Annotated in this window: 23 protein-coding genes; 10 read left to right on the forward strand and 13 right to left on the reverse strand. The window is 73.2% G+C overall.

What is annotated here, in order from left to right; genetic code table 11:
• The first annotated feature begins 150 nt into the window (after positions 1–150).
• Positions 151–1,230, forward strand: a complete 1,080-nt coding sequence (locus ACZ64A_RS23770) for a fatty acid desaturase family protein (protein WP_469812877.1) — start codon at positions 151–153, stop codon at positions 1,228–1,230.
• Between the two features lie 211 nt (positions 1,231–1,441).
• Here the strand turns inward: ACZ64A_RS23770 and ACZ64A_RS23775 are convergent, their stop codons facing one another.
• The gene (locus ACZ64A_RS23775; protein WP_469812879.1) at positions 1,442–2,329 is read right to left on the reverse strand and encodes an SDR family NAD(P)-dependent oxidoreductase; all 888 of its coding nucleotides are present in this window, start codon (positions 2,327–2,329) and stop codon (positions 1,442–1,444) included.
• 71 nt (positions 2,330–2,400) lie between these two features.
• Between ACZ64A_RS23775 and ACZ64A_RS23780 the strand changes: the two genes are divergently transcribed.
• The gene (locus tag ACZ64A_RS23780) at positions 2,401–3,387 is read left to right on the forward strand and encodes a LysR family transcriptional regulator (protein ID WP_469813219.1); all 987 of its coding nucleotides are present in this window, start codon (positions 2,401–2,403) and stop codon (positions 3,385–3,387) included.
• Between the two features lie 30 nt (positions 3,388–3,417).
• Positions 3,418–4,032 carry a dihydrofolate reductase family protein gene (locus tag ACZ64A_RS23785; protein ID WP_469812881.1) on the forward strand — a complete coding sequence of 205 codons (615 nt, stop codon included), beginning with the start codon at positions 3,418–3,420 and terminating at the stop codon, positions 4,030–4,032.
• A gap of 30 nt (positions 4,033–4,062) precedes the next feature.
• On the opposite strand, the gene ACZ64A_RS23790 is transcribed toward ACZ64A_RS23785, so the two are convergent.
• Complete coding sequence (locus ACZ64A_RS23790) at positions 4,063–4,800, reverse strand: TioE family transcriptional regulator (RefSeq protein ID WP_469812883.1); 738 nt, start codon at positions 4,798–4,800, stop codon at positions 4,063–4,065.
• A gap of 70 nt (positions 4,801–4,870) precedes the next feature.
• Between ACZ64A_RS23790 and ACZ64A_RS23795 the strand changes: the two genes are divergently transcribed.
• The 3 genes from ACZ64A_RS23795 to ACZ64A_RS23805 all read left to right on the forward strand — a co-directional run bounded on the left by ACZ64A_RS23795 (position 4,871) and on the right by ACZ64A_RS23805 (position 7,748).
• Positions 4,871–6,073, forward strand: a complete 1,203-nt coding sequence (locus ACZ64A_RS23795; protein WP_469812884.1) for an erythromycin esterase family protein — start codon at positions 4,871–4,873, stop codon at positions 6,071–6,073.
• A 26-nt stretch (positions 6,074–6,099) separates the two neighbouring features.
• Entirely contained in the window at positions 6,100–6,750 is a 651-nt protein-coding gene (locus tag ACZ64A_RS23800) for an HAD family hydrolase (RefSeq protein ID WP_469812886.1), read from the forward strand.
• A gap of 269 nt (positions 6,751–7,019) precedes the next feature.
• Positions 7,020–7,748, forward strand: coding sequence for an SDR family NAD(P)-dependent oxidoreductase (locus tag ACZ64A_RS23805; RefSeq protein WP_469812888.1), 729 nt, complete (start codon positions 7,020–7,022; stop codon positions 7,746–7,748).
• Positions 7,749–8,028: 280 nt separating this feature from the next.
• Here the strand turns inward: ACZ64A_RS23805 and ACZ64A_RS23810 are convergent, their stop codons facing one another.
• Both ACZ64A_RS23810 and ACZ64A_RS23815 read right to left on the reverse strand, forming a co-directional pair.
• Positions 8,029–8,205 carry a hypothetical protein gene (locus ACZ64A_RS23810; protein ID WP_469812889.1) on the reverse strand — a complete coding sequence of 59 codons (177 nt, stop codon included), beginning with the start codon at positions 8,203–8,205 and terminating at the stop codon, positions 8,029–8,031.
• 89 nt (positions 8,206–8,294) lie between these two features.
• A complete protein-coding gene (locus ACZ64A_RS23815; RefSeq protein ID WP_469812891.1) occupies positions 8,295–8,984 on the reverse strand; it encodes an MgtC/SapB family protein in 690 nt (229 codons plus the stop codon).
• A gap of 212 nt (positions 8,985–9,196) precedes the next feature.
• On the opposite strand from ACZ64A_RS23815, the gene ACZ64A_RS23820 reads away from it, so the two are divergent.
• Complete coding sequence (locus tag ACZ64A_RS23820) at positions 9,197–9,724, forward strand: DUF488 domain-containing protein (RefSeq protein ID WP_469812893.1); 528 nt, start codon at positions 9,197–9,199, stop codon at positions 9,722–9,724.
• Between the two features lie 45 nt (positions 9,725–9,769).
• On the opposite strand, the gene ACZ64A_RS23825 is transcribed toward ACZ64A_RS23820, so the two are convergent.
• The 7 genes from ACZ64A_RS23825 to ACZ64A_RS23855 all read right to left on the reverse strand — a co-directional run bounded on the left by ACZ64A_RS23825 (position 9,770) and on the right by ACZ64A_RS23855 (position 20,606).
• Positions 9,770–11,386 carry an APC family permease gene (locus ACZ64A_RS23825; protein WP_469812895.1) on the reverse strand — a complete coding sequence of 539 codons (1,617 nt, stop codon included), beginning with the start codon at positions 11,384–11,386 and terminating at the stop codon, positions 9,770–9,772.
• Between the two features lie 302 nt (positions 11,387–11,688).
• On the reverse strand, positions 11,689–12,495 hold the full coding sequence (locus ACZ64A_RS23830) for an SDR family oxidoreductase (RefSeq protein WP_469812897.1): 807 nt from the start codon (positions 12,493–12,495) through the stop codon (positions 11,689–11,691).
• A complete protein-coding gene (locus ACZ64A_RS23835; RefSeq protein WP_469812898.1) occupies positions 12,492–14,726 on the reverse strand; it encodes an acetate--CoA ligase family protein in 2,235 nt (744 codons plus the stop codon). The genes ACZ64A_RS23830 and ACZ64A_RS23835 overlap by 4 nt, the downstream gene beginning before the upstream one ends.
• A complete protein-coding gene (locus ACZ64A_RS23840) occupies positions 14,723–15,976 on the reverse strand; it encodes a Glu/Leu/Phe/Val dehydrogenase dimerization domain-containing protein (RefSeq protein WP_469812899.1) in 1,254 nt (417 codons plus the stop codon). The genes ACZ64A_RS23835 and ACZ64A_RS23840 overlap by 4 nt, the downstream gene beginning before the upstream one ends.
• A complete protein-coding gene (locus ACZ64A_RS23845) occupies positions 15,973–17,748 on the reverse strand; it encodes a 5-guanidino-2-oxopentanoate decarboxylase (protein WP_469812901.1) in 1,776 nt (591 codons plus the stop codon). Before ACZ64A_RS23845 ends, ACZ64A_RS23840 begins: the two co-directional genes overlap by 4 nt.
• The gene (locus ACZ64A_RS23850; protein ID WP_469812902.1) at positions 17,748–18,905 is read right to left on the reverse strand and encodes an acyl-CoA dehydrogenase family protein; all 1,158 of its coding nucleotides are present in this window, start codon (positions 18,903–18,905) and stop codon (positions 17,748–17,750) included. The genes ACZ64A_RS23845 and ACZ64A_RS23850 overlap by 1 nt, the downstream gene beginning before the upstream one ends.
• A 144-nt stretch (positions 18,906–19,049) precedes the next feature.
• Positions 19,050–20,606 (reverse strand): APC family permease, encoded by a 1,557-nt coding sequence (locus tag ACZ64A_RS23855; protein WP_469812903.1) that lies wholly within the window; start codon positions 20,604–20,606, stop codon positions 19,050–19,052.
• Positions 20,607–20,895: 289 nt separating this feature from the next.
• Between ACZ64A_RS23855 and ACZ64A_RS23860 the strand changes: the two genes are divergently transcribed.
• Together ACZ64A_RS23860 and ACZ64A_RS23865 are read left to right on the forward strand one after the other, a co-directional pair.
• Positions 20,896–22,284: a flavin monoamine oxidase family protein gene (locus tag ACZ64A_RS23860; RefSeq protein WP_469812905.1), complete on the forward strand. Its 1,389-nt coding sequence runs from the start codon at positions 20,896–20,898 to the stop codon at positions 22,282–22,284.
• Between the two features lie 14 nt (positions 22,285–22,298).
• On the forward strand, positions 22,299–23,186 hold the full coding sequence (locus ACZ64A_RS23865) for a TetR family transcriptional regulator C-terminal domain-containing protein (protein WP_469812907.1): 888 nt from the start codon (positions 22,299–22,301) through the stop codon (positions 23,184–23,186).
• Positions 23,187–23,200: 14 nt separating this feature from the next.
• Here ACZ64A_RS23865 and ACZ64A_RS23870 read toward each other — a convergent pair whose 3' ends face one another.
• The gene (locus ACZ64A_RS23870) at positions 23,201–23,389 is read right to left on the reverse strand and encodes a DUF6199 family natural product biosynthesis protein (RefSeq protein ID WP_469812908.1); all 189 of its coding nucleotides are present in this window, start codon (positions 23,387–23,389) and stop codon (positions 23,201–23,203) included.
• 181 nt (positions 23,390–23,570) lie between these two features.
• On the opposite strand from ACZ64A_RS23870, the gene ACZ64A_RS23875 reads away from it, so the two are divergent.
• Positions 23,571–24,131 (forward strand): DinB family protein, encoded by a 561-nt coding sequence (locus tag ACZ64A_RS23875; RefSeq protein ID WP_469812910.1) that lies wholly within the window; start codon positions 23,571–23,573, stop codon positions 24,129–24,131.
• A gap of 151 nt (positions 24,132–24,282) precedes the next feature.
• Here the strand turns inward: ACZ64A_RS23875 and ACZ64A_RS23880 are convergent, their stop codons facing one another.
• Positions 24,283–25,284, reverse strand: coding sequence for an AraC-like ligand-binding domain-containing protein (locus ACZ64A_RS23880; RefSeq protein ID WP_469812912.1), 1,002 nt, complete (start codon positions 25,282–25,284; stop codon positions 24,283–24,285).
• Positions 25,285–25,340 lie beyond the last annotated feature (56 nt).

Below are 25,340 nucleotides of genomic sequence, written 5' to 3' on the forward strand. Positions count from 1 at the left end.
TCCAGAGGAGACCCGTCGCAGGCCCTGGGAATCTCGCCCAGGGCCGGTGGGTGTCGGGGCAGCACCCGCGGCCGACCTGGGGAAAACCCCCTGTCCGAGACGGTGACTGGCAGGCTGTTTCGGCTGGTCACAGGCGCGGAGACTCGGGGCATGACGATTTCCCCGCAGGCCGCGGTCGCGGCCACCCTGCCCGCCGCCCGGCCCCGTCCCTCCGACGCCGGAGCCGGCAGCGACTTCGCCCGGCTCTCTCGTCGTATCACCGAGGCGGGACTCATGAGACGCCGTCCCGGCTACTACACGACGCGGCTGGGTCTGGTGATCGCCCTGACGGCGGGCGGCTGGGGGGCCTTTGCCGCGCTCGGAGACACCTGGTGGCAGATGGCGACGGCCGCCTTCCTGGCGCTGATGTTCGGCCAGATCGCCCTCGTGGCCCATGATCTGGCGCACCGTCAGGTGTTCCGGCGGCGCAGGCCGAGCGAGGTCTGGGGCCGGCTGTTCGGCAATCTCGGGATCGGCATGAGCTACGGCTGGTGGATGAACAAGCACACCCGCCACCACGCCAACCCCAACCACGAGGAACTCGACCCGGACGTCGCCCCGGACATCCTGGTGTGGTCCACGGAACAGGCCCGCGACAGCAGGGGGCTCGCCCGCCTCATCGGCGGTCACCAGGCGGGGCTGTTCTTCCCGCTGCTGACGCTGGAGGGCTTCAACCTGCATGTGGCGAGCCTGCGGGCGTTGCGCTCGCCGGGCATGAAGCACCGGACGCTGGAGGCCGCTCTGCTCCTGCTGCACCTCGGGGCCTATCTGTCCGCCCTGTTCCTGATGCTCTCCCCGGGCAAGGCGGTGGCGTTCCTCGCCGTGCACCAGTGTCTCTTCGGCGTCTACCTCGGCTGCACCTTCGCGCCGAACCACAAGGGCATGCCCACGTTCCGCGGCGACGAACGGCCCGACTTCCTGCGCCGCCAGGTGCTCACCTCACGCAACGTGCGCGGCGGACGGCTGACCGATGTGCTGCTCGGCGGGCTCAACTACCAGATCGAGCACCATCTGTTCCCCAGCATGCCCACGCCCCATCTGCGGCGTGCGCAGGCCGTCGTCCGCGCCTACTGCGCTCAGATCGGCGTTCCCTACCACGAGACCGGATTGATCCAGTCCTACCGCGAGGCCCTCACGCATCTGCACCGGGTCGGTGAGCCGATCCGGCAGCAGCGCCGAAGGGCCGCCTGACGTCGCTCCCGACCGGGGAGGGAGGCGGTCCCGCCACCGTCGGGGGGAATCGGTGGCGGGACCGCTCGGTGCCCGGGGCCGGAGGGGGGGACCAACTCCCCCGAGCACGTCTGATTCTGCTGCTGCCCGGGCTCCGCAGATATATGCACACCGATTTCCCTCAGCCCGCATCTTCTTCGGCGCTGTGTCCCGGCCGTCGTCGGCCGCCGCCTCAGGGGGTGAGCATCCGGTCCTGTTCCACCAACGGTGTACCGCTGTGCCAGTCCAGCGCTGCGCCGAAGCGGACCAACTCGCCGTAGAGGGCGGGGTCGGCGCCCTCGGTGAAGACCAGGTCGAGCACGGCGGATGCGGCCCGGGCCGGGGACTGCGCCTGGCTGTAGTCGCTGAACCAGGGCCGCGAGGTGGCGGTGTCGACCATGCCCGGGCACACGGATGCGATCAAGGTCCCGGTGGCCAGGTCGCGCTCGCGGCGTTGCGCCGCCACGGCACGGACGGCGGCGACCTGAGCCACCTTGGACGGCACGTTCAACCAGACCGGCCAGCCCGCTTCCTGTGCGGTCCTGTGGTGGACGGCGCTGCGCCACGACTCCACGGCGTACTCGACCTGCTCCAGGCTCGCCGCGTCGAACAGGTCGTGCAGTCGCGGATCGAGGTGGCCCAGGGTGCCCAGGCTGCTGGCCACGACGAGCAGCCGGCCGCCCGGACGCAGGACCGGACCGAAGGAGCGCAGGATCGCGTGCGTGGCGGTGTTGGAGACGTCGATGAACTCGTCGGCCCGCTCCGACTGCGAGTCCCCGGGCAGCACGCGGGCGACCGCGTTGGAGAGGACGACGTCGACCCCGCCGTGCCGGGCCCCCAGATCCTCGGCGAGAGCGGTGATCGCGTCGGTGTCCGTGACGTCGAGGACCTGCCCCTCGACGCGGGCGCGTGTTCCGGGCAGCCGACGGATCGCGCGGACGGCGTCGCTCACGCGCTGCGGGTTGCGGCCGGTGAGCAGGACCAGGTCGCCGGGGTTCATCCGGGCCGCGAGCCCCTCGACGAGAGCGCGGCCGAGTCCCTGGTTGGCGCCCGTGACGAGGGCGATACGGGAAGCGTTCATGCCTGCCACGCTAGAAACCCGACGACCATGCGTCCAACGAAAGTTCCGCACGAGTAGTATGCGTGAACGTCATGGACTTCACCGATGTGTCACTCACGGCGCTGCGGGTCTTCCGGGCGGTGGCCGAACAGGGGACCTTCACCGCGGCCGCCGGGTCGCTGGGCTACACCCAGTCGGCGGTGTCCCGGCAGATCGCCGCGATCGAACGGGCCGCGGGCGCGGAGCTGCTGGAGCGGCGACGCGACGGAGTACGGCTCACCGCGGCGGGCCGCGTCGTCATGCGCCGCGCGGCGACCGTGCTCGAGGAGATCGACGCGACCGCGCGCGAGCTGTCCGGCCTGCCCGGACAGTCCGGCACGGTCCGTCTGGGGTGGTTCCCCAGCGCCGGTGCCGTCCTGATCCCGCGCGCCCTGGCCGCGCTGCGCCGCACGGACCCCGATCTGAATGTCGTCGGCCGCGAGGGCACCACCCCGGCGCTGGTGCGCGCTCTGCGGGCGGGCAGCCTCGACCTGGCTCTGCTCGCCTCGGCTCCACCGTTTCGGCCGCCGGACGCGGAGTCGCCCCCGCTCACGCTCCGGACACTCACCGAACGCCCGCTCCGTCTGGCCGTACCCGCGACGCACCCGCTGGCGCGCGGCGACTACGTGGACGTGGCAGACCTGCGCGGGCAGCGCTGGATCGCCGGGGCCTCCTCGGGGGAGGACCGGCTGATGGGCGTCTGGCCGGGCCTGGACGAACGACCCGAGATCGCCCACACCGCCCGTGACTGGCTCGCCAAACTCCAGCTCGTCGCCGCGGGCTGCGGACTGACCACCGTGCCCGCCGTCCTCGTGTCCGCCGTCCCACCCGGCGTCCGTGTCCTGCCCGTCCGCGGTGGCCCCCAGGAACAGCGGCGCCTGCTGCTGGCCCGCCTCCCCCACCCGCCGACCGAGCCGGGCATCCGGGTCGCGGCCGCGCTCCGGGCAGCGGCCCTCGACGCGGAAACACCTCCGCCGCCTCCTGAGCCCGGGACCGCCGGAACGACCGCTTCCCCACCCGCCTCCTCACGCGATCGATGACTTTCGGCGGTGCCTCGGGTCTGCCTGAATATGACCCGCATCATCGCTGACATCTCGATCTCCCTCGACGGCTTCGTCACCGGGCCCGACCCGAGCCCGGAACAAGGGCTGGGCACCGGCGGCGAGGCCCTGCACACGTGGGCCTTCTCCGACGACCCCGACGACCGCCGGCTGCTGCGCGAGGCGACCGCCCGCTCGGGCGCCGTCGTCCTCGGCCGCCGTCTCTTCGACCTGGTCGACGGGCCGGCCGGCTGGGACGACACGACCGGTTACGGCGCCGGAGAGGTCGGCAAGCCCGCCTTCGTCGTCGTGACGAGCTCGCCGCCGGAATCGGTACGACTCACGGGCCTCGACTGGACGTTCGTCACCACCGGTGTGGCCGACGCCGTCGCCGCCGCCCGCGAGCGCGCCGAGGTGGCGTCGTCCGCCGCCGGGAAGGACCTCGACGTGGTCATCATGGGCGGCGGAGCCACGGTCGGTTCGGCGTTCGGCGCCGGGCTGGTCGACGTCCTGAGCCTGCACCTCGCGCCCGTCGTGCTCGGTTCCGGGACTCCCCTGTTCACTGGTACACCGCCGCGCACGCTGGTGCAGCGGAGCGTGACCTCCACCTCCACGGCCACGCATCTGCTCTACGACGTCCTCTGACGACCCCGGCGCCACCCGCACGCACCGGCCTCAGCCACGCTCGCGCAGGTAGGCGTCCAACGCCGCAGCGCCGGCCAGCATCGCCCTCCCGCGGGCGCCCAGACGCTCGTGCCAGTCGCGCAGCGTGGCCTGCAGCGGTTCCAGTCCGCCCGCCGAGCGCACCTGCGCGATCACCGGGGCGATCTGCTCCAGCAGGTAGCCGCCGCGCCGGAGTTGATGGGCCAGGCGGGCGTCCCGTACGTCGGCCTCGTCGTAGACGCGGTAGCCGGTCACCGGGTCGCGGCGCGGACGGACCAGTCCGGCGTGCTCCCATTTGCGCAGCGTCGCGGGCCGGATACCGAGCCGGCGCGCCAGCGGTCCGATGAACGTGCCGCCCGACGGGGGCACTTGGGCGGAGTCAGGCACCGTCGAGGCGGCCGGGGCGATGTCGCGCAGAGCGCCTTCCACGGCTTTGAGGGTCTGCCGGTCGGTGAGGAGCTGGGCGTGGCTCTCGTCGATGAGGCGGAATGCCTCGTCGGCCGTGCCCTGGTGCACGGCCCGCATGATCGCCGTAGCCGTCCGATGGCCGTGGCCGGGAACCAGGGCGAGAAACGCGCGCAGGGCCGCCGCGTGCAACGGGGTGTAGGTGCGGTAGCCGTGCGCGGTGCGCGCGGCGGCCGGGAGGATGCCGGCCGCCTCGTAGTTTCTGATCGCCTGGGTGGACAGCCCGTGTCCGCGCGCCAGATCGACCGGCCTCAGCCTTTCGCCGGTTTGAAGGTTTTGCCGCATGACACCGACAGTATCGCGGGCTGTCTCGCGCCCGAGTTTCCATCGGAGGTTCAACGATAGCGTTGAAGGCATGGCTACTGACATCGGGGACATCGCCCGCACCGTCGACGCTGCCGCCATCATGAGGCTCCTGCCCGCACGGCCCCGGCTGCTCGCCCTGGGCGAGCCCACGCACGGCGAGGAGGCCCTGCTCGATCTGCGCAACGAAGTCTTCCGGCAACTCGTGGAGCAGGAGGGCTACCGCACGATCGCGATCGAGAGCGACTGCCTGGCGGCCCTGGCCGTGGACGCCTATGTCACCTCCGGCACGGGCACGCTCGAGAAGGTCATGGAACACGGGTTCAGCCACGGCTGGGGCGCCCATGCGGGCAACCGTGCGCTGGTGCGCTGGATGCGCGACCACAACGACAGCCGTCCCGTGTCCGACCGGATTCGGTTCGCCGGGTTCGACGGCCCCCTGGAGATCACCGGCGCCGCGAGCCCCCGCCAGGCGCTCACCGCACTCCACGGCTACCTCGCGGCCCACGTCGACGCGCAGCTCCTCCCCTGCACCGCGGACACCCTCGACGATCTCCTCGGCTCCGACGACCGGTGGACGGATCCGGCCGCGATGACGGACCCCGCCCAGTCCGTGGGACAGTCCCGCGAAGCCCGTGAACTGCGGCTGATCGCCGCCGATCTGGTGGCGCTGCTCGACGAGCACACGCCGCACCTGAGGACGGCGACCTCACCGGACGCATGGGACCTGGCCGGCCTGTACGGGCGTACCGCGACCGGCCTGCTGCGCTACCACCACTGGATGGCCGACACCTCACCGGCCCGCATGACCCGGCTGGTGAGCGCCCGCGACCAGATGATGGCCCACAACCTCCTCGCCCTCGCCGCACGCGGCCCGGTGCTCGTCCACGCCCACAACAGCCATCTCCAGCGGCGGAAGAGCACGATGCGGATGTGGCAGGGGCCGGTGGAGTGGTGGGGCGCCGGCGCGCTGGTGAGCGCCCGGCTGCGGGAGGACTACGCCTTCGTGGCCACGGCGCTCGGCACGATCCGCCACCATGGAGTCGGCACGCCACCGCCGGACACCGTCGAAGGTCTCCTCTACGCACTCCCCGGGGACCGCCACGTCATCGACGCCCCGCAGTTGGCCACCGCCCTCGGCGACACGGCGCCGCCGCCCCGCACCTCCCCCTGGTTCGGCTACGCACCCCTCGACCCGGCTCACCTGCCCGACATCGACGGCCTCGTGTTCGTCAAGGACGTACCGCAGAGCTGAACCGGCGTGCGCCCTATGCTGCTCGGATGATCAAGCCGATTGAACTCGTGATATTCGACTGCGACGGAGTTCTGGTCGACAGCGAACGCATCGCGGTGCGGGTACAGGTGGCCCTCGGCGCGGAGTTGGGCTGGCCGCTCACCGAGGACGATGTGGTGGCCCGGTTCATCGGACGCTCCCACACCGCCATCCGCGACCAGGTCGCCGAGCGGCTCGGCCCGCAGACGGCCACCGTCTGGCACGAGCGGTTCGAGCAGTTGCACCGTGAGGCCGTGGACGCCGGGCTGACGCCGGTCGAGGGGCTGCTCGAAGCACTGGACGAGATCACGCTGCCCACCTGCGTGGCCTCCAGCGGCTCCCACGAGAAGATGCGGCACACCTTGGGCCGCACCGGCCTGTACGAGCGGTTCGAGGGGCGCATCCACAGTTCGACGGAGGTCGCGCGCGGCAAGCCCGCCCCGGATCTCTTTCTGTACGCCGCCGAGCGGATGGGTGTCGATCCCGCGGCCTGTGTGGTGGTCGAGGACAGTCGCCCCGGTGTCGAGGCCGCCCGGGCCGCCGGTATGCGCGCGCTCGGCTACGCGGGCGGACTCACCCCGGCCGAGCGCCTGGCAGGCAGTGCCACGGTCGTCTTCCACGACATGCGCAAACTGCCCACGCTGCTGCGCGAGATGTGACCACGGAGCCGGAAGGTGCGTGGAGAGAGCCCGCGCAGGCCGCGCCGACACCGGTGAGGGGTGTACCGCTGGTGCATCCCATCGGCGGTGCGCACGTCGTACGGTCGGGGTGTGGACAACTGTGACAAGGCCCGCGGGTTCCTCACCTCGCGGCGAGCGAAGACCACCCCCGGGCGGGCCGGGCTGCCGTCCGGCGAGCCGGGTTCCGTCTCCGGGGAAGGTCCGCGTCTGCCCGCCTCCTCGGCCGCCGCGTCGCAGGCGGTGCGGTCATGAGCCGGGTCCTGGTGACCGGTTCCGCCGACGGTCTCGGTCGTGCCGCGGCCGACTCCCTTCTGTCGGCCGGCCACGAGGTCGTGGTGCACGCCCGGAACGCGGCGCGGGCGGCGACGCTCCGGGAACTGGTCGATCGCGGGGCGGCCCTGGTGGTGTGCGACCTCACCGAGCGCGACGCCGTACGGCGGACGGCCGCCGAACTCAATGACGCGCGACCCGTCGACGCCGTCATCCACAACGCCGGCGTGTGGAGCGGTCCCGCCGTCATGCCGGTCAACATCGTCGCGCCGTACCTGCTCACGGCCCTGCTGCGGGGGCCGCGCCGCCTGGTCTACCTCAGCAGCGGCTCGCACTTCGGCGGGCGCGACTCGCTCGCCCGGGTCGACTGGCGGGGCCGCGGCGCGGGCTCGTACGCCGACAGCAAGCTGTACGTCACGACACTCATGGCCGCGGTGGCCCGGCTGCGTCCCGGGGTGCTGAGCAACGCCGTGGACCCGGGCTGGGTGCCGACGAAGATGGGCGGACCGAGCGCCCCCGACGATCTGGAGCTCGGCCACCGGACGCAGGAGTGGCTCGCCGTCAGCGACGAAGCCGAGGCCCTCACCAGCGGCGGGTACTGGTACCACCGTGAGCGCCGGCAGCCCCATCGCGCGGTCCACGACGTGGAGTTCCAGGACCGTCTCCTGCGGGCCCTCGCCGAGGAGACGGGCACAGAGCTCGGCTGACCACGGCACTCCAGCGGCGACACGGCGTGTCCGGCGTGACGCGGGGTGCCTGCGGATGGGCGTCGGCACTCTCGCGGCGACGGTCCGCCCCGCGCGGCCGTGGCCGGCGCATGAGCAGGAGGTGGCCCGCACCCGTCGGCCGGGTGCGGGCCACCTCCTGCGTGCCGAGGCACATCGCCCTCGCGGGGTGCACCGCCGGTGCCGCCCGTCTCAGGGGCGAGCGGTTTCGTGGGCCTCCCTCGCGTGGGCGCCATACCGCGGCGACGGCGAGAGAGGGCCGTCAGATGAACATGAAGAACAGGATCAGGACGATCACGGCACCTACGAGCCACCAGATCCAGACGTGCCGGTGCCCGGTCTGCGGACGGTCTTCCGGCCCGCCGCCGCGCGGCCGGTCTTCCTCCAGCGCGGGATTGTCGGGACGGTCCTTGGAATAGAATTCGTCTCCGCTTGCCATACGCTCATCACTCCTTCCCTCGCCGGATCATCGGGTACCCACCGCCCTGCGAATCCCACGCCGCGAGCCTCGGATACCTCGCTCGCCGCTCAGTCCGTCTCGTCCTCCAGGAACGTCACCTCGGTGATGCCCTCGCGGTGTGACAGGCGGGGCAGCAGTTCTTCGCGGGTGCCGTTGCCGGACAGTTCCAGCAGGACTCCCACCTGAGTGGTCTGCGTCGGCAGGGCGGCCGTCGTGCGCAGACCCGCCACGTGGAAGCCCGCCGCGGTGCACTCGCCGACGATGTCGCGCAGCAGTCCACGGCCGTCGAGATAGCTGATGCGCAGCAGCACGGTCTCCGCCGGGGACCTGGGCAGCCACCGCGCGAGGACCGGGAAGACGAACGCCACCACGAGGTACGCCACCGTCACCCCGCACGCCAGCACGAGCAGCCCCGCGCCCGCGGCCGCGCCGATCGAGGCCGCCAGCCAGACACTCGCCGCCGTCGTCAGGCCCCGCACGGCGTCCCGGCGGACGAAGATCAGGCCGCCCCCGATGAACCCGATGCCGGACACGATCTGCGCGGCCACGCGGGACGGGTCCAGTGCCACGCCGGGCCGGCCGAGCATGTCCGCGAAGCCGTACTTCGACACCAGCATGAACAGCGCCGCGCCGAGCCCCACCAGCACGTGGGTGCGCAGGCCTGCCGACTTGCGCCGGTACTCGCGTTCGAGGCCGATGACCGCACACAGTCCGAACGCCGCCGACAGGTAGGCCAACGACATCCCGTTCTGGTTCATGTCTCCTCTTCCGGGCGTGTAGCGGCGTATGTCTCCTCGGAGTGTGGTACCCGGCCTGCGCGACGATGCAGCGCGGACGGCTGCCACCCGTGCGCGCCGGGGTACCCCTCCAGGTGGCCCAGGCGCCGCCCGCGCTGATCGGCGGCGCCGCGCCGGTCGACGGGGTACGTGTGTCAGGACCAGAGGATCGCGGACGAAGGTGTGCCGGCCGGATGACCAACCGTATCTGCACCGTCGGGCACTCGACGCGCGGCTTCGACGAGGTGCTGGAGATGCTGCGGGCGCACGACGTGACCTGCCTGGTCGACGTCCGCTCGTTCCCCTCGTCGCGGAAGTACCCGCAGTGGAACCAGGCGGCGATCGAGGAGTCCCTGCCGCCCGGCATCGGCTACCACTGGATCCGCCGGCTCGGCGGCCGGCGGCACACCCCCAAGGGTGTGCCGAGCGAGAACGGCGCGTGGCGGGTCAAGGCCTTCCGCGACTACGCCGACTACATGGCCGGCGAGGAGTTCGCGGCGGGGCTCGGTGAACTCCTGCACCTGGCCGAGCACGAACGGCCGGCGATCATGTGCAGCGAGGCGGTGCCCTGGCGCTGTCACCGGAGGCTCATCACCGACGCCCTGATCGTCGCGGGTGCGCAGGTCGTGCACATCATGTCCGCCACGACGTCGAAGCCGGCCGTGCTGAACGAGCACGCGCAGGTCCACGACGGACACCTGGTCTACCCGCCGCCCCGGTGACACGGTGCTCGGGGCGGCATCGCGGCGGGTCCGAGGGCGCCCCGCTCACTGCTCGGCCGTGGCGGCGCTGCGCGCGGGGTGGGCCAGGTCGTGGCCGCCGTGAGCGAAGGCGCGTTCGGTGGCGCGTGCGCGGCGGCGTGCCGGTGCGCCCCAGGCGTAGAAGAGCGCGCCCACCCCGAGGAAGAGCACCAGCGGCAGCACCTGGCTGAGGGTGTACGCCCGTCGCTCGCCCGCGAAGCTCGGGGGCAGCGAGTCGGCGGCGGAGCCCGCGGTGCCGAACCAGCCGACGCCGAAGCCCGGCCAGATCAGGACCACGACGGTGAAGGCGACCAGGCCGGTGGCGAGGACGGTGACCGTCCACAGGCCGAAGCGGCCGCCGGGCACGCTGTACGGCCGGGGCGTGTCCGGGTACTTGCGGCGCAGCACGATCAGGCTCGGGAAGGTGATGACGTAGGAGATGAAGGTGGTGCTGATGGCGAGACCGAGTCCGGCGGCGAAGTACTTCTCGCCGTCGCCGCTGGTGAGGTTGAGGGCGACGATCAGCAGCACGGAGGCGAGGACGGAGGAGAGCAGGTTGACGCGGACCGGGGTGCCGTGGCGTTCGGAGACCTTGCCCAGCCAGGCGGGTCCGGCACCGTCCGCGCAGGCCACCGCCTGGGCCCGGTGGGCGCCCATCGCCCAGGTGACGCCGCTGGTGAGCAGGCCGATGATGAGCCCGGCCGCCGCGACGCCGCCGAGCACCGAGCCGGCGCCGGTCAGCACGACGGTGCCGTCGGCGGCGACATGGCCGCCGTAGACGGTGAAGACCGCCTTGCAGGCGTCGATGAAGCCGGCGAGGCTCCCGATTTCCCTGGCGGGCAGCACGAAGAGGATCCCGAGGATGGGGCCGCCGTACAGGATCAGCGAGGCGAAGCCGGAGCGGAGGATGGACAGAGGGATGTCGCGCTTGGGGTTGGTCATCTCCTCCGCGGCCGAGCTGGGGAGTTCGAAGCCGACGTAGTTGAAGATGAGGACGGGCACGAGGGCGACGAAGCCCGCGTAGGTGGGGCTGAACTCGGCCGAGGGCAGCGCGTGCACGCCGTGCTCGGCGGCGTAGACGACGACGGAGACGAGGAAGAAGCCGAGCAGGACGATCCGGGCCACGGCGCCGGCCGTGGGCACCCACTTGCCGACGCGCACGGACTGGATGACGGCGAGGGCGCCGATCCAGATGAAGGCCAGCCCGGCGGCGTACTTCCACAGGCCCGGCAGCGGGGTGAAGAACTCCTCCCAGGTGGTCAGGGCGATGATGCACAGGCTGCCGCCCAGCCACACCGGGTTGGAGAGCCAGTACAGGACCTGGTTGAGGCCCGCGACCAGCCGTCCGAAGGCGAGCCGGGTCCAGACGTAGGGGCCGCCCTGGACGGGGAAGGCGGAGCCGAGTTCCGCCACCAGCAGGCCGTAGGGCAGGAAGAAGGCGAGCGCGAGGACGGCCATCCAGGTCAGCCCCTGCGGGCCCTGGGCCGCCACCGAGCCGATGGTGTCGAGACCGACGAGCGTGCAGATGAGGAAGAAGAGCACATCCAGGCGGCGCAGGTCCTTGCGGAGGTGGGAGCGCTGCTCGCTCCACCCCTCGGACAGGTCGGGGGTGCTCGGGCCGGGGTTCGGGGTCGCTTGGGTCACGTGCACGGCTCCTGGGGGACGTGGCGGTGTGGGTGGGACCGTCGGGGGGCGTACGACCTAGGCCGACTGACTGAATGAACAGTCAGTAGTGGGCGACTGTGGCGTGCGTCGCGCGGGTGCGTCAAGAGAGCGGGAGCAGGTTTTCCCGAGTCGGGGACGAGCCCTGGGCCGCGGGTGCGCGACAGCGACACGGACTCGGCCGAGCGGCTCCACGCGGAGGGCTCGGCCGAACAGCGACACACGCAGGGCATGGCTGAGCGGCGGCACGGCGGGGGCCGCGCCGCCGGTCGTCCGCCGGAGGGCTACGCCGTCGTCGTGGTGCGGCCGTAGATCTGCTTGCCCAGCCACTGTCCGCCGTCGAGCGTGAGGCACTCGCCGGTCAGATAGGACGCTCGGTCGCCGAGCAGGAAGAGCGCCGCGTCCGCGACTTCCTCGACGCGCGCGAAGCGGCCCGCGGGGACGGAGGAGAGGACGTCGGCACGTGCCTCGGGTGTCGCCCAGAGCGCCGCGCCGGCCCCGTCCGTCTCGGTCGGCCCGGGCGCGATGCAGTTCAGCCGGATGCCGAGCGGGGCCAGTTCGACGGCGAGGGTGCGGCTCATGGCGAGCACACCCGCCTTGGCGGCGGCGGAGTGGACGGTGCCCGGGTGACCGTGCCAGGCGTACGTGGCGATCACCGAGAGGATCGAGCCCGCGCTGCCCGTCTCGCGCAGATGGCGGGCGACGGCGCGGGTGCAGTAGTAGGAGCCGTTGAGGACGATGTCCACGACCGCGCGCCAGCCGTTGGGGCTGAGGTCGATGCCGGGCGTGACGAAGTTGCCCGCGGCGTTGTTGACCAGCCCGTCCAGGCGTCCGTAGCGGTCGACCGCGGCGGCCACCAGTGCGTCGACGGCCTGCGGGTCGCGTACGTCGGTGGGGACGGCGAGCGCGCTGCCCCCGGCCTTCTCGACCAGGGCGACGGTCTCGTCGAGGCGTTCGGGGGTGCGTCCGGCGACGACGGGCCGGGCTCCCGCGGCGGCGAGCGCCAGGGCGATCGCGCGGCCGATGCCGCTGCCGCCGCCGGTGACAATGTAGGTGCGGCCGGTGAACTCCGCGGTGTCGCGGGTCGTCATGTGCGGGGCCTTTCGGTCGGGGCGAGGACCGCGTGCGCGTCCAGGGCGAGGGCGCCGCCCGGGTGGACGAGCAGCGGGTTGACTTCCAGCTCGGCGAGTTCGGGGTGGTCGACCGCGGCCCGGGCGAGGGCGCACAGCGCCTGCGCCGCCGCGTCCAGGTCGACGGCCGGGGCGCCGCGCCAGCCGGCGAGCAGCGGGGCGTGCCGCAGCGAGCGCAGCAGGTCGCGGGCCTGCTCCGGGGTGAGCGGGGCGAGGGCGAGCACGACGTCGCCGAGGAGTTCGGCGCGTACGCCGCCGATGCCGGCCATGAGGACGGGGCCGAACGCCGGGTCGCGCCGCACCCCGGCGATGAGTTCCACCGCGTGGGGCTCGGCGGCCATCGCCTCGACGGCGTAGTGGTCGGCGCCGGTCGCGGCGCGCATCGCGGTGAAGGCGGCGCGTACGGCGTGGTCGCCGGTGAGCGAGAGCGCCACGCCGCCCGCCTCCGTCTTGTGGGCGAGACCCATGGCCTTGAGGACGACCGGGTGTCCGATGCGGCGTGCGGCGCGCACCGCTTCGTCGGCGCTCCGCACGAACTCGGCGTCGGGGAAGGCCATTCCGTAGCCGCGCAGCAGCTCGCGGACGGTGCGGTAGCCGCCGTCGGCCACGGTCGGCGCGGTCGTCGGCGGCTGGGGCGGAGCCGGGGGCGCCGGTGTGGTCGTACGCAGGTGTTCCGTGCCCGCGAGGGCGGCCGCGGCGTGCTCGATGCGTTCGTAGACGGGGATGCCGCGGCCGCGCAGGACGGCGAGGGCGGCCGTGTCCCGGGCCATGGTGTGGACCAGGAGGGTACGGCCGGACTGCTCGGCGGCGTCGGCGAGTCGGGCCGCTACGGCGCACTCTTGCTGTTCCTGCGCGGGGTTGGCGGTGGCGTAGTCGCCGAAGTAGCCGGTCAGGACGACCGCTTCGGCCTCGCCGGAGGACAGCAGGGTCCGCGCGATGCGGGCGTACGCCGTCAGGTCCGCCTCGCCCGCGCCGGCCAGGTCGACGGGGTTGCCGCAGCCGGCACCGGCCGGCAGGTGCGCGGCGAGCGCTGCGCGGGTGGGCTCGGACAGGGGCGGGACGTCCAGGCCGCGGGCGGCGAAGGCGTCGGCGGCCAGGGCGCCTTGCCCACCGCTGTCGCCGACGACGGCCACACGGGCACGGCGGGCGCCGGGGAGGCCCTCGGGCGGGTCCTGTGCGGCGGGAGCCTGACGCGCGCTACCGGCGCTCGGACGCGAACCCGCGCCGCCGCCCGCGTCCATACCCCTCGCACCTGGACCCGGACCCGCACCGGCACCCGCACCCGCACCCGCACCCGCACCCGCCAGCAGGCATACGGCCGTGTCCACGACCTCGCCCGCCGACTCCAGCAGCAGCGCACCGGCGTCGCGGCACACCGCCTCCACCGTCGCCCGGGCGGTGACCAGGGCGCCGGTGTGGGAGGCCGCGGCCCGTCCGGAGGCCTCGCTGCGGCCCACGGTGAGCAGCAGCACCGGCTTGCCGGCGGCGTGCGCGGCGGTGAGGGCGCGTGCCAGGCGCCGGCCGTCGCGGAAGTCCTCGACGTACGCGGCGATGGCCTTGGTCGGCTCGTGGTCGATCAGGGCTTCCAGGGCGTCTGTGGCGTCGATGTCCCGCTGGTTGCCGAGGGAGACGAAACGGGAGAAGCCCTGCCCGGCGCGGGCCAGCAGGCGGCCGATCTCCAGGGCGAGGTTGCCGCTCTGCGAGACCAGTCCGACCTGGCCGGCCGGAAAGTCCCCCCAGCTCAGGCGCAGCTCGGCGGTGGTGTCGACGACCCCCATGCAGTTGGGTCCGAGCAGGCGCGCGCCGCGTTCGGTGACCAGCCGCGCCAGCGCGCGCTCCTCGTCGGCGCCGGCGCCGCCGGAGGTGATGACGGTGAAGCAGCGCGCGCCGGCGGCCAGTCCGTCGCTGACGACGCCGCGCACCTGTGGGGCGGGGACCGCAACCACGACATGCTCCACGGTGTCCGGCAGCGCGGCCAGGTCCGGCAGGAACCGTGTGCCGTCCAGGGTGCCGCCCCGCCGGTTGACCAGGTGCACCCGGCGGCGCCGGCGGCCGGTCAGCGCGCCCGAGGCGAGCCAGTACCCCCACTTCGCCGGGTTGTCGGAGGCGCCGACGACGGCCACCGACCGCGGGTCGAAGAGCGGGGCGAGCCCTGCGGGGCGAGTGGCCCGTTCGATGTCCGCGGCCGTCAACGGAAGACTCCGAAGCGCTCGGCGATGACCGGCAGCCGGTCGGCGGCCAGGGCGTGTGCGGCGGCGCGGGGCGTGCAGCCCTCGGCCTCGGCACGGGCCAGGAGCCGGCCGACCAGGGCCCGCATCGAGCGCCGGGTGTGGGCGAACGCCTCGTCGGCGTCGGCGCCGATGTCTCCGAACAGCGTCCACCACCACCAGGCATTGGTACCGGAGTTGACGGCGACGTCGGGCAGCACGGTGATGCCGCGCGCGGCCAGCAGTTCCTCCGCCTCCGCCACCACGGGCATGTTGGCGGCCTCGACGATCCAGCGGGCGGTGATCCCGGCCTGGTTGGTGGTGTCCACGGCGTAGGAGACGGCGGCCGGGACCAGTACCTCGGCGTCGGCGGTCAGCCAGGCCCCGGCCGGCAGTTCCCGGTCCTCGGGGCGCAGTGCGGCGCGGTCCACGCTGCCGTGGCCGTCGCGGGCCGCGAGCAGCGCCTCGACGTCGAGGCCGTCCGGGTTGGCGATGGTGCCCTTGATGTCGGCGACCGCGACGACCCGCAGCCCGGCGCGGGCCAGGAAGCGTGTGGTGGCCCCGCCCATGGTGCCCAGGCCCTGCACCGAGACCCGGGTGCCCTCGTACGGGACTCCGGCGTGGTCCAGCGCCGTCAGTACGGACTCTGCCACCCCGCAGCCGCCGACCAGTTCGTCCAGGCCGATCCCGTCGACGTCGATGGCGAAGGCGTCGGCGAGCCGCTTGCGGGCGGCCTCCTCGTCGTCGAGGAGGGGGTAGACCGCCTGGATGGAGGAGACGAGTCCGGCTTCGGCGGCGGCCCGGTCGACGAGGTCCTGGGTGAGGCCGAGGTCCTCGCCGGTGGTCCAGAACTGCTCGACGTAGGGGCGCACGGCGCGCAGGTAGCGGACCAGGACGCCGTGGGCGGCGGGGTCGCGCGGGTCGCAGTCGATGCCTCCCTTGGCGCCGCCGAGCGGGATGTAGCGGCCCTGCGGGTTGTAGTGCAGTGCCTCCTTCATCGTCATGCCCCGGGCCAGGCCCGTGACCTCCTCCAGGGTGCAGCCGGGGCGCATGCGCAGGCCGCCGCTGGAGACGCCGCGCACCAGACGGTCGATGACGAGGAACCCCTGGCGGCCGGTGACATGGTCGGTCCAGGTGAGGGAGACCAGCGGGGCGGGCGCGTCCGCCCCGGGCCGCCGCGGTCCGCTTTCCTGGTGTCCGGCGGCGGCCGGCGAGGTGGTGGGGGGCGTGGTCATCGCGAGGGCTCCTCGGGGACGGTGATGAGGGTGGGACCGGGGGTGCTCAGGGCGTGGCGCAGCGCGGCTGCGAGCGCGCCGGGTGTGTCGGCGCGTACGCCGTGGCCACCGTAGGCGCGGGCCAGGGCGGGCAGGTCGACGGGCGGCAGGTCGACCGCGACGGGGCGGTCGCCACGGTGGAGCATCTCGTCGCGGATCTCGCCGTAGCCGCCGTTGTCGAAGACGACGACGGGCAGCGGCAGTCCCAGCTGTACGGCGGTGGCGAGTTCCTGGACGGAGAACTGCAGGCCGCCGTCGCCGCTGAGCGCGACGACCGCCCGAGCGGGGTCGGCGGTCTTGGCGCCGATGGCCGCGGGCAGGGCGTAGCCGAGGGTGCCGAAGCCCGTCGGGTGCAGATAGCGGCCCCGTGGGCCGACGGGCAGGTGCGGGAGGGCACCGTAGTAGCAGCACTGGGCGCTGTCCGAGGTCAGCACCGCGTCGTCGGGGAGCACCGACCGGATCGCCGCGAGACAGGGCAGCAGGTGCGCGTCCCGGGTGTGCGTCTCGGCGTCCCGTTCGGCGCGCAGGGCGGCGACGGCGCGGTGGGCGGCGTCGGTGTCCGCGCTCGGGGAGGCGGCGCTCCGGGCGTCGCCGGGGCCCGGGCTCGGGCTGTCGTCGTCCTGCCCGAGGGCGGCCAGCAGTGCGCGCAGGGTGGTGCGGGCGTCCGCGACCAGCGGGATGTGCGCGGGCAGGGCCGCGTACATCTGCGCCGGGTCGATGTCCACGCGGATGAGGGTGCCGCTCAGCGAGGGCGGGGCGTCCCAGACGTCGGACTCGGCGAGTTCGGTGCCGACGGCGAGGATCACGTCCCGCTCCTGAAGCCACCGCCGTACGGCCTGGCTGTGCAGGGACACGCCCAGTGCCAGCGGGTGGGTCTCCGCGACGACGCCCTTGCCGTTCGCCGTCGTCACCACGGGCGCGTCCAACGCCGTGGCGAGCCGCAGGCATTCGCCGGCCGCCGCGCGTGCACCGCCGCCCAGGACGATCCCCGGGCGGGCCGCCGCGCGCAGGGCTTCGGCGGCGGCCGCGAGGGCGTCGGCGGCGGGCTGCGCCGGCGCGGCCGGCGGGGCGGTCCTGACCGGGCCCGCCGGCTCCGCCGTGGTGAGCAGGTCCAGCGGCACCTCGATGTGCGCGGGCCGGGGCCGTTGCGTACGGAAGAGGGTGAAGGCGCGGGCGACCGCGGCGCCGATCTCGTCCACCGAGGACACGCGGTGGCTGAAGGCGGCGACGCCGCGCAGCGCTTCGGTCTGGCTGCGCATCTCGTGAAGCAGTCCGGTCGGCTGCCGGGGGTGGCGCAGCGGCATGCCGGGCGAGACGACGAGCAACGGCACGCTGTCGGAGTACGCCTGGCCGACGGCCGCCGCGATGTTCAGCAGGGCGGGTCCGGTGGTGGTCAGGGCCACGCCGGGGTTCCCGCTGACGCGTGCGTAGGCGTCGGCGGCGTACCCGGCGCCCTGTTCGTGGCGGGGGTTGACGTGGTCGATGCCGTAGCCGGACAGGTGCCGGTAGATCTCCAGGTTGTGGGTGCCGGGAATGCCGAACGCCCGGGTCACGCCGTGCGCGGCGAGCGCCCGCACGAGGGCCTCGCCGCCGGTCAGCGCGCCGACCGGGGCACTCGTGCGCCCGGCCTCGGATGCGGTGGCGGCCGCGGCCTCGGATGCGGCGCCGGTCGCGGCCTCCGGAGCGGGGGCTGTCGTGGCGCCGGATGCGGTCGCGGTGGTCACGGACGTCATCACAGGCTCCGCGAGATGACCAGGCGCATGATGTCGGAGGTGCCCTCCTCGATCTCCTCCAGCTTGGCGTCCCGCATCCACTGTTCCACCGGGTACTCGCGCGAGTAGCCCCAGCCGCCCAGTGTCTGCACGGCCGCCCAGGTGCAGTAGGCGGCGGTCTCGGAGGCGGTGAGCTTGGCCATCGCGGCCTCGGCGGTGGCGTCCAGACCGGCGTCGAGCCGCTTGGCGGCGCGCCAGGTCATCAGCCGGGCCTGCTCGATGCGGGTGCGCATGTCCGCGAGCCGGAAGGCGACCGCCTGGTGCTCGACGATCGGCTTGCCGAACTGCACGCGGCTCTTGGCGTAGTCGCGGGCGTACTCGTAGGCGGCGCGGGCGACGCCGGTGGCGGCCGCGCCGAGCACGGTGCGGGAGATGTCGAAGGTGCGCATCAGGCCGTGGAAGCCGCGGCCCTCCTCCCCCAGCCGGTCCTCCTCGGGGACGAAGACGTCGTTGAGGAAGATCTCCCGGCAGACGATGGCGCGCTGACCCATCTTGCGCATCGGCTCGCCGAACTCCATCCCGTCGGTGCCCTTGCGCAGCAGGAACGCGGTCACGCCGCGCGAGCGCTGCGCCGGGTCGGTCTTCGCGAAGACGACGTAGTGCTCGGCCTCGCCCGCGTTGGAGATCCAGGCCTTCTGGCCGTTCAGGCGGTAGCCGCCGGCGGTGCGGGTGGCCGTGGTGGTGATGGAGGCGGCGTCGGAGCCGGCGCCGGGCTCGGTGGTGGCCAGCGACGTCATGGGGGTGTCGGGGCCGGCGAGCGGAGTGAGCCAGGTGCGCTGCTGTTCCTCGGTGCCCAGTTCCAGCAGCGGGTCGGCGAAGAAGCCGTTGGAGCACAGCAGGTTGCCGATGCCGAGGTCGCCGACGCACAGCTCCTCCTGCACCAGGACCTGGGTGAAGACGTCGGTGAAGCCGCCCCCGCCGTACTCGGCCGGCAGCATGAACCCGGTGATGCCGACCTTGGCGGCCTTGCGCCACAGGTCCCAGGGTGTCTCGGTGTCGGCCTCGTCGACGGCGCGGGCCCTCGGCCGGATCTCCTCCTGGGCGAAGGAGCGGGTGAGATCGACGATGTCCCGCTGTTCCTGGGTCAGCGGGACCAGTTCGGTGGGCAGCTCTGACATGACCTCTCCAGACACGAGGAAGGGGGACTTCTCGGCGTCCCGACGTCTCAAGGGGCGGCTTCTACTGAATCGTCAGTCAGTATTCGGAGGCCGGGTCACCCCTGTCAATGACCGTGCGTGCTGAATGAAGATTCAGTCGGGGGATCAGTCGCCCGGGGTGGTGCCGGCGGTGGCCGGGGTGCGGCGGGATGTGCCGTGGAAGTAGTGGGGTGCCAGGCGCGCGCCGGCCGCCGTCAGCAGCCAGCCGGCCGCGAGCGCGCCCGCGCCGATGAGGAAGACCCCGCCGATGTGCCAGTGAGGCGCGAAGGGAAGCGTCCAGGACGTGGAACTGTTCGCCGGGTCCCAGTCGTTCACCAGGCTCCAGGCACCGGCCGCCAGCAGCACCACTCCCCCCACCGCGGGCAGGACGACGCGCAGCCAGAGGTCCCCGGCGCCGCGCCGACCACCTCCCCTGTAAGCCCACGCCGAGGTCAGCCCGGTGAGGCCGTAGTAGAAGGCGATCATCAAGCCGCACGAGGACACGGCGTCACCGATGACCAGGCCATCGGCGAGGAGGTTCATCACGACGTAGCAGACGGCTCCGGCGAGCCCGATGGCGACGGTGCCGACATGCGGGCTGGCATAGCGCGGGTGGGTCTTGGCGAAGACGCGCGGTACGGCGCCCTGCCGGCCCATGGCGAGGAGGGTGCGGCCGAGGGAGAGCACGGTCGTCTCGGTGGACGCGGCGGCGGAGGACAGCACCATGAGGACGAGCAGGTGCCACAGGAAGGTTCCGAGGGCGCCGGTGCCGAAGACGGCCTGCCCGATCGCGGAGAAGACGTCGCCGAAGTTGTCGGGGTTGCCGAGTCCGACCCCGGTCGTGCCGACGCCGGCGAAGGCGAGGGTCGCGACGGTCGCGACCAGGTACAGCGCCAGCAGCACGATCGTGGACCACACCGCGGCCCGGCCGGGGGTGCGGTGGCGGTCGGCGGTCTCCTCGTTGACGGTGACGGCCGTCTCCCAGCCCCAGTAGATGAAGAGCATCATGACCAGGCCGCTGACGAACGCGCCGGCCGAGGGGATCTCGAACGGGTTCAGCCACGCCAGGCTCGGCCGCCGCGCGCCGGGGGCGCCGTGTCCGGCGTACACGCGTACCAGGGCGACCACCGAGAACACCACGAGCATGGCGAACTCCAGGAACAGCAGCGCGCGTTGGACGGCGGCGGCGACCTCGATGCCGCGGTAGCAGACGGCCGTCATGAGGGCCATCCAGCCGAGCCCCACGGCCAGGACCCAAGGGCTGGCGGGGTCGGAGCCGATGCCGTCCGCGCCGCAGAGGATGAAGACGTACTGCCCCGCGACCTGGGCCAGGCTCGCCATCACCAGGACGAAGGAGGCGATGACGGCCCAGCCGCCCATGAAGCCGGCGCGCGGACCGAGGACACCGCCCGCCCAGGTGAAGATGGTGCCGCAGTCGGGGTTGCGGCGGTTGAGGGCGGCGTAGCCGAAGGAGACGAACAGGATCGGCACGAAGGCGAGCAGTACGATCACCGGCGCCTGGAAGCCGACGTAGGCCACGATGAAGGCCAGCGTGGCGGCGAGGCTGTAGGCGGGCGCGGCCGACGCCACGGACAGGATCAGGCTCGTCGCCATCGACAGTGCGCCGGTCCGCAGCCCTCCGCCCGCGTCCTCGTCCGATGTGGTGCGTGCGGTGGTTGCCATCATCGACCCCCTATCCAGGGTCTCGAGGGGTGAAAGGCCGACGGCCCGGGCCGCGCCTTTCGCGACAGTGGGCCCTTGCGGCGTCCGGACGCGCCGGTGCGCGGGCCTCCACGGGGCGCGCACCGGACTCGGCCGTGGAGCGCCCGACATCATCGGAATCGCAATATTGATTCCCGGGTCAATGATGCGGAACAAGGGCCGGGTGTCAATGCCGCCGACACCATGGATCGCAAGCATTGACGCTTACGTCAGTCTTGCGTCATGCTCGGCCGCCATGTGGAAAGAGACCATGTGGGAAGAGACAGGGACGGACCTGATCGAATCCGAGGTCGTGGTGGTGGGGGCCGGCTATGCCGGGCTCGCCTCGGCGTTGCGGCTCCGGGACGCGGGCGTCGACTGCGCGGTCCTGGAGGCCGCCGGCCGGGTGGGGGGACGCGTGCTCAGCGAGACCCGGGGCGCCGGGCTGACGCTGGATCACGGCGGCCAGTGGGTCGGCCCCACGCAGAAGCATCTGCTCGCGCTCGCCGCACGCTTCGGCTGCGGGACGTTCCCCACCTGGGACGCGGGCAAGCACATCGAGGTGTGGCACGACGGCACCGCGGTCCCCTACGCCGGGCCGGCACCGGACGACGGTCCCGGCATCGCCGAGTACCACCGCGTCACCGCCCTCCTGGACGACCTCGCGCGGACCGTGGACACCGCCGCGCCCTGGAGGACCCCGCGCTTCGAGGAGTTCGACGCGTGCACGGCGGACTCCTTCTTCCGGGCGCGGACCGGCGACCCGGACGCCCGCCGCCGGCTGGCGCTCACCGTCCAGGGGGTGTGGTGCGCGGAGCCGTACGAGATCTCGCTGTTCCACGTGCTGTTCTACATCGCCGCCGCCGGGGGCTACGAGCAGCTGATGGAGACGCGGGACTGCGCCCAGGACAGCCGCTTCACGGCGGGGGCGGCCGGTCCCGCCCGCGCGGTCGCCGCTCTGCTCGGTGACCGGCTGCGGCTGGGCGAGCCGGTCACCGCGGTCGAGTACGACGCCGGCGGCGTCCGCGTGCACACGGCGTCGACGGTGGTCGAGGCGCGCCGCGCGATCGTGGCGCTGCCGCCGCAGGCGGTCCGCGCCATCCGCTTCGCACCCGGCCTTCCGGTCAGCCGGGACGGGTGGCTGGCGCACAGCCCGATGGGCCGCGTCGCCAAGGTCCACGCCCTCTACGACACGCCCTTCTGGCGCGCCCGCGGCCTGTCCGGGACGGCCACGCTCTACGACGACGGGCCGGTCGGCGTCGTCTACGACAACTCCCCGCCCGCGGGCACCCCCGGCGTGCTCGTCGGCTTCGTGTACGGCGACCGGCTCACCCGATGGGCCGAGCTCGCTCCGCAAGCACGCCGGGACGCCGTACTGGCCGCCTTCGGCCGCGTCGTGGGGGAAGAGGCGGCACAGCCCCTCGACTACACCGAGAAGGTCTGGTCCCAGGACGCCTTCGCCCGCGGCGGATACGAGGCGTACACCACCCCCGGCGGCTGGACCGGCTACGGCCGGCGCGGCTGGCGGGAGCCGACCGGGCCCCTGCACTGGGCGGGGACCGAGACGGCCACGGTCTGGAACGGGTACATCGACGGCGCGATATCCTCGGGCTACCGCGCCGCCGACGACGTCATCGCCTCCCTGCAGGCGGACGGCTGAAGGGACCACGCAGCATGACCGCGACTCACGGCCCGGCGGGGGACGCCGAGACCGGGGCCCCGACCCTGGCGGACCGCGCGCGGCTGGTCGTGACGTCGGCTCCGATCAGCCAGCGGGAGTTCGCCGACCGCATCGGCATGGACCCCACCGCGCTGTCCAAGGCGCTGCGCGGCAGCCGCCGGCTGAAGGAGCACGAGGTCGCGGCCATCGCGCAGGTCGGCAAGGTGTCGCTGCGGTATCTGCGCACCGGCGCGGGACGGCCTCCCGTGCCGCGCGACGCCGCCGCCGGTGCGAGTCCGCGGCGGCGGGCCGACGCGCTGGACGCCGAGGCGCGCCGGGCCCAGATCCTCGAGGCCACCGCCCGCCTCATCGCCCGGCGCGGCTTCCACAAGGTGCGCGTCGCCGACATCGCCCGGGCGTGCAGCACCAGCACGGGCACCGTGCACTACCACTTCCCGACCAAGGACGACGCGCTGCGGGCCGCCCTGCTGTACTACGCCGAGCGCTTCCACACCCGTCTGCAGGCCGAGTTCCGCACGGCGGGCAGCACGGTGGAGAAGCTGCGCCGGCTGATCGAGGTGCAGTTGCCGGCCGGCGAGGAGGACGTGGAGGAGTGGTCGGTGTGGGTGCAGTCGTGGAACGAGGCGATCCTCGACCCGACCCTGCGTCCGGGACAGAGCACCGTCTACGCCCGCTGGCGGCAGATCGTGCTCGACCTGGTGCGCGCCTGCCAGCGGGAGGGCATGGGAGCGGGCGCCGACGCGGAGGCCCTGACCGGGCGGTTCACCGGCATGGTGGACGGCCTGGCGATCCAGGTCCTGGCCGGCACGGGCGACATGTCGACGGCCCGTATGCGGGAGCTGCTGCTGGACGCGTTCGAACCCCACATCACGCTGCGCTGACCGGCCGTCCGCCGTCAGAACTGCTGGATCAGCGTCCAGGTGGCCACGGCCAGGAAGACCAGCCCGGTCACGCGTTGCACCGCGTACCCCTTCCGCGTGGGTTCGGTCGCCTCGGGATCCTTCACCCAGCCCCGCTGGAGGCGGCTGTTCAGCCGCCACAGCAGCTGCGGGCGCACGACCTGGATCACCCCCATGACCAGCAAGAGGCACAGAATCGGCACGAGGACGGGACTCGACCCGCCTCCCTCGGACGCCTGCACGGGCACGTCGTGATGCATAGGGATGCGGATGCCCTGGCGGGTTCGTACGAAACGACTTCCCCCGGCCCGGGCCGGGAAATAACTCGGTGGCGGATACGGATACTTGTGCAGCAGCATGCCACGCATGACCGAGCGACCCGCGCGATGGACCCAGGCGACCGTGTACCCCGACATGTGGGCGAATCCGGACGACGATCCCCGCAACAGCGAAGGCCCGAGTCCGGACGGCGAACTGCCGACCCTGCAGGACTTCCTGACGAACTACCGCCTGACCCTGCGCATGAAGTGCGAGGGCCTCAGCCCGGAGCAGCTGGCCCGCCGGTCGGTGCCACCGTCGACGATGTCCCTGCTCGGCCTGGTCCGGCACCTCGCGGAGGTGGAGCGGAACTGGCGCAACTGGATCACGGACGGTGACCCGCTGCCGAAGCTGTACGGCAAGCGGGACGCGGACTTCGACGACGCCGTCGGCGAACAGGCGGTGGTCGACGCCGCGTTCGCCGACCTGGAACGCGAGCAGGCCGCGACCGACGCCGCGCTGGCCGCGTACCCCGACCTGGGCGAACACGTGGGCAGGGAACGGATCGCCGTACGGGAACTCCTGGTCCACCGCATCGAGGAATACGCCCGCCACTGCGGCCACGCAGACCTCCTGCGCGAGTGCGTGGACGGCCGGGTGGGCCAGTGAACGAGACGCTCCACTGATCCGGTTGCAGGCCTGCGGCCGCGTCCGCGGCGGCTGAGGGCCCCACCGCGGAACGCCGGGACCGGCACACCCAAGAGCCCCTCGAGCCGTCCGCACGGGCTCACGACTTCACCGGCCTCGACTTCCGTCCGGGTCAGATCGCGCCGGCGCCCGCACGTCCCCGGCTCCGCACCCCCGGCGCAACCCCCGCGCTGCGCCACTCGCTCGGAGAGCAGCCGTAGGCGGATTTGAAGGCGCGGCTGAAATGGGCGGCGTTCGCGAAGCCCCAGCCGCGGGCGACGGCGGAGACGGTGCGGGTGACGCGTGCGCGGCGCAGCAGTTCGCGTGCGCACTCCTCGATCCGCCGCTGCTGGATGAGCCGGTGCACGGTGGTGTCCTCATCCTCGAACAGCACGTGCAGGTGGCGCAGGGAGATGCCGTGGGCGTCGGCGACGCGGGCCGGTGACAGGGCCGGGTCGCGCAGCCGCGCGTCGATATGGGCGCGGATCTCGGCGATCAGCAGGGCGCGCGGGGTGTCGGGCGCGTTCTCGCCGTGCCCGCGCGCCTGCTCGTCCACGAGTGTGGCCACGAGGTCCGCGAGGTGACCGGCGAGGCGTTCCCTGACGTGGTCGGCGAGGTCGCCGGCACCGCGGGCGACGTGGGTGGCGAGGGGCCGCAGCAGTGCCGCCACGCCGTCCGCCGCGGGGATGGCTCGACCCGTGACCCGCGGGACGTCCAGCGCGGACGGCCCGAGAGCGTGTTCGGGCAGGCGCAGGGCGTACAGGTGGAACGGCGTGTGCTGGTCCAGCGCGAAGGGCCGGCGCAGGTCCAGCAGGGCCAGCTGCCCGGCGCTTACGACGGCTTCCCGGCCGTCCTGCCGCAGGGCACCGGTGCCCTCCTCCTGGAGGACCAGGACCAGGCGGTCGTCTCGCGCATCCGACGCGGCGGTGGCGCTACGGCTCAGCCGCACCGGTGCGGCTCTCATGGACAGCACGCGCAGCCGGCCCGCGTCACCGGAGCCGAGCGTGCCGTGGAAGGCCGCGTCCCCCGCAGGCAGGGTGACGTCCACGGGTGCCAGCCGCCGCCGTACCGCCTGCTCCCACTGCCGGGCCAGGTCCGGCCCCGGTATCGGCGCTGTGCCGACCTCGTCCTGCACGGCGGCCCCTCTCTGTCGTCCGGTCCCGACGGGACGGATACGTGGCGTCTTCAGCT

This window comes from Streptomyces sp. NPDC104814 (genome assembly GCF_055583185.1).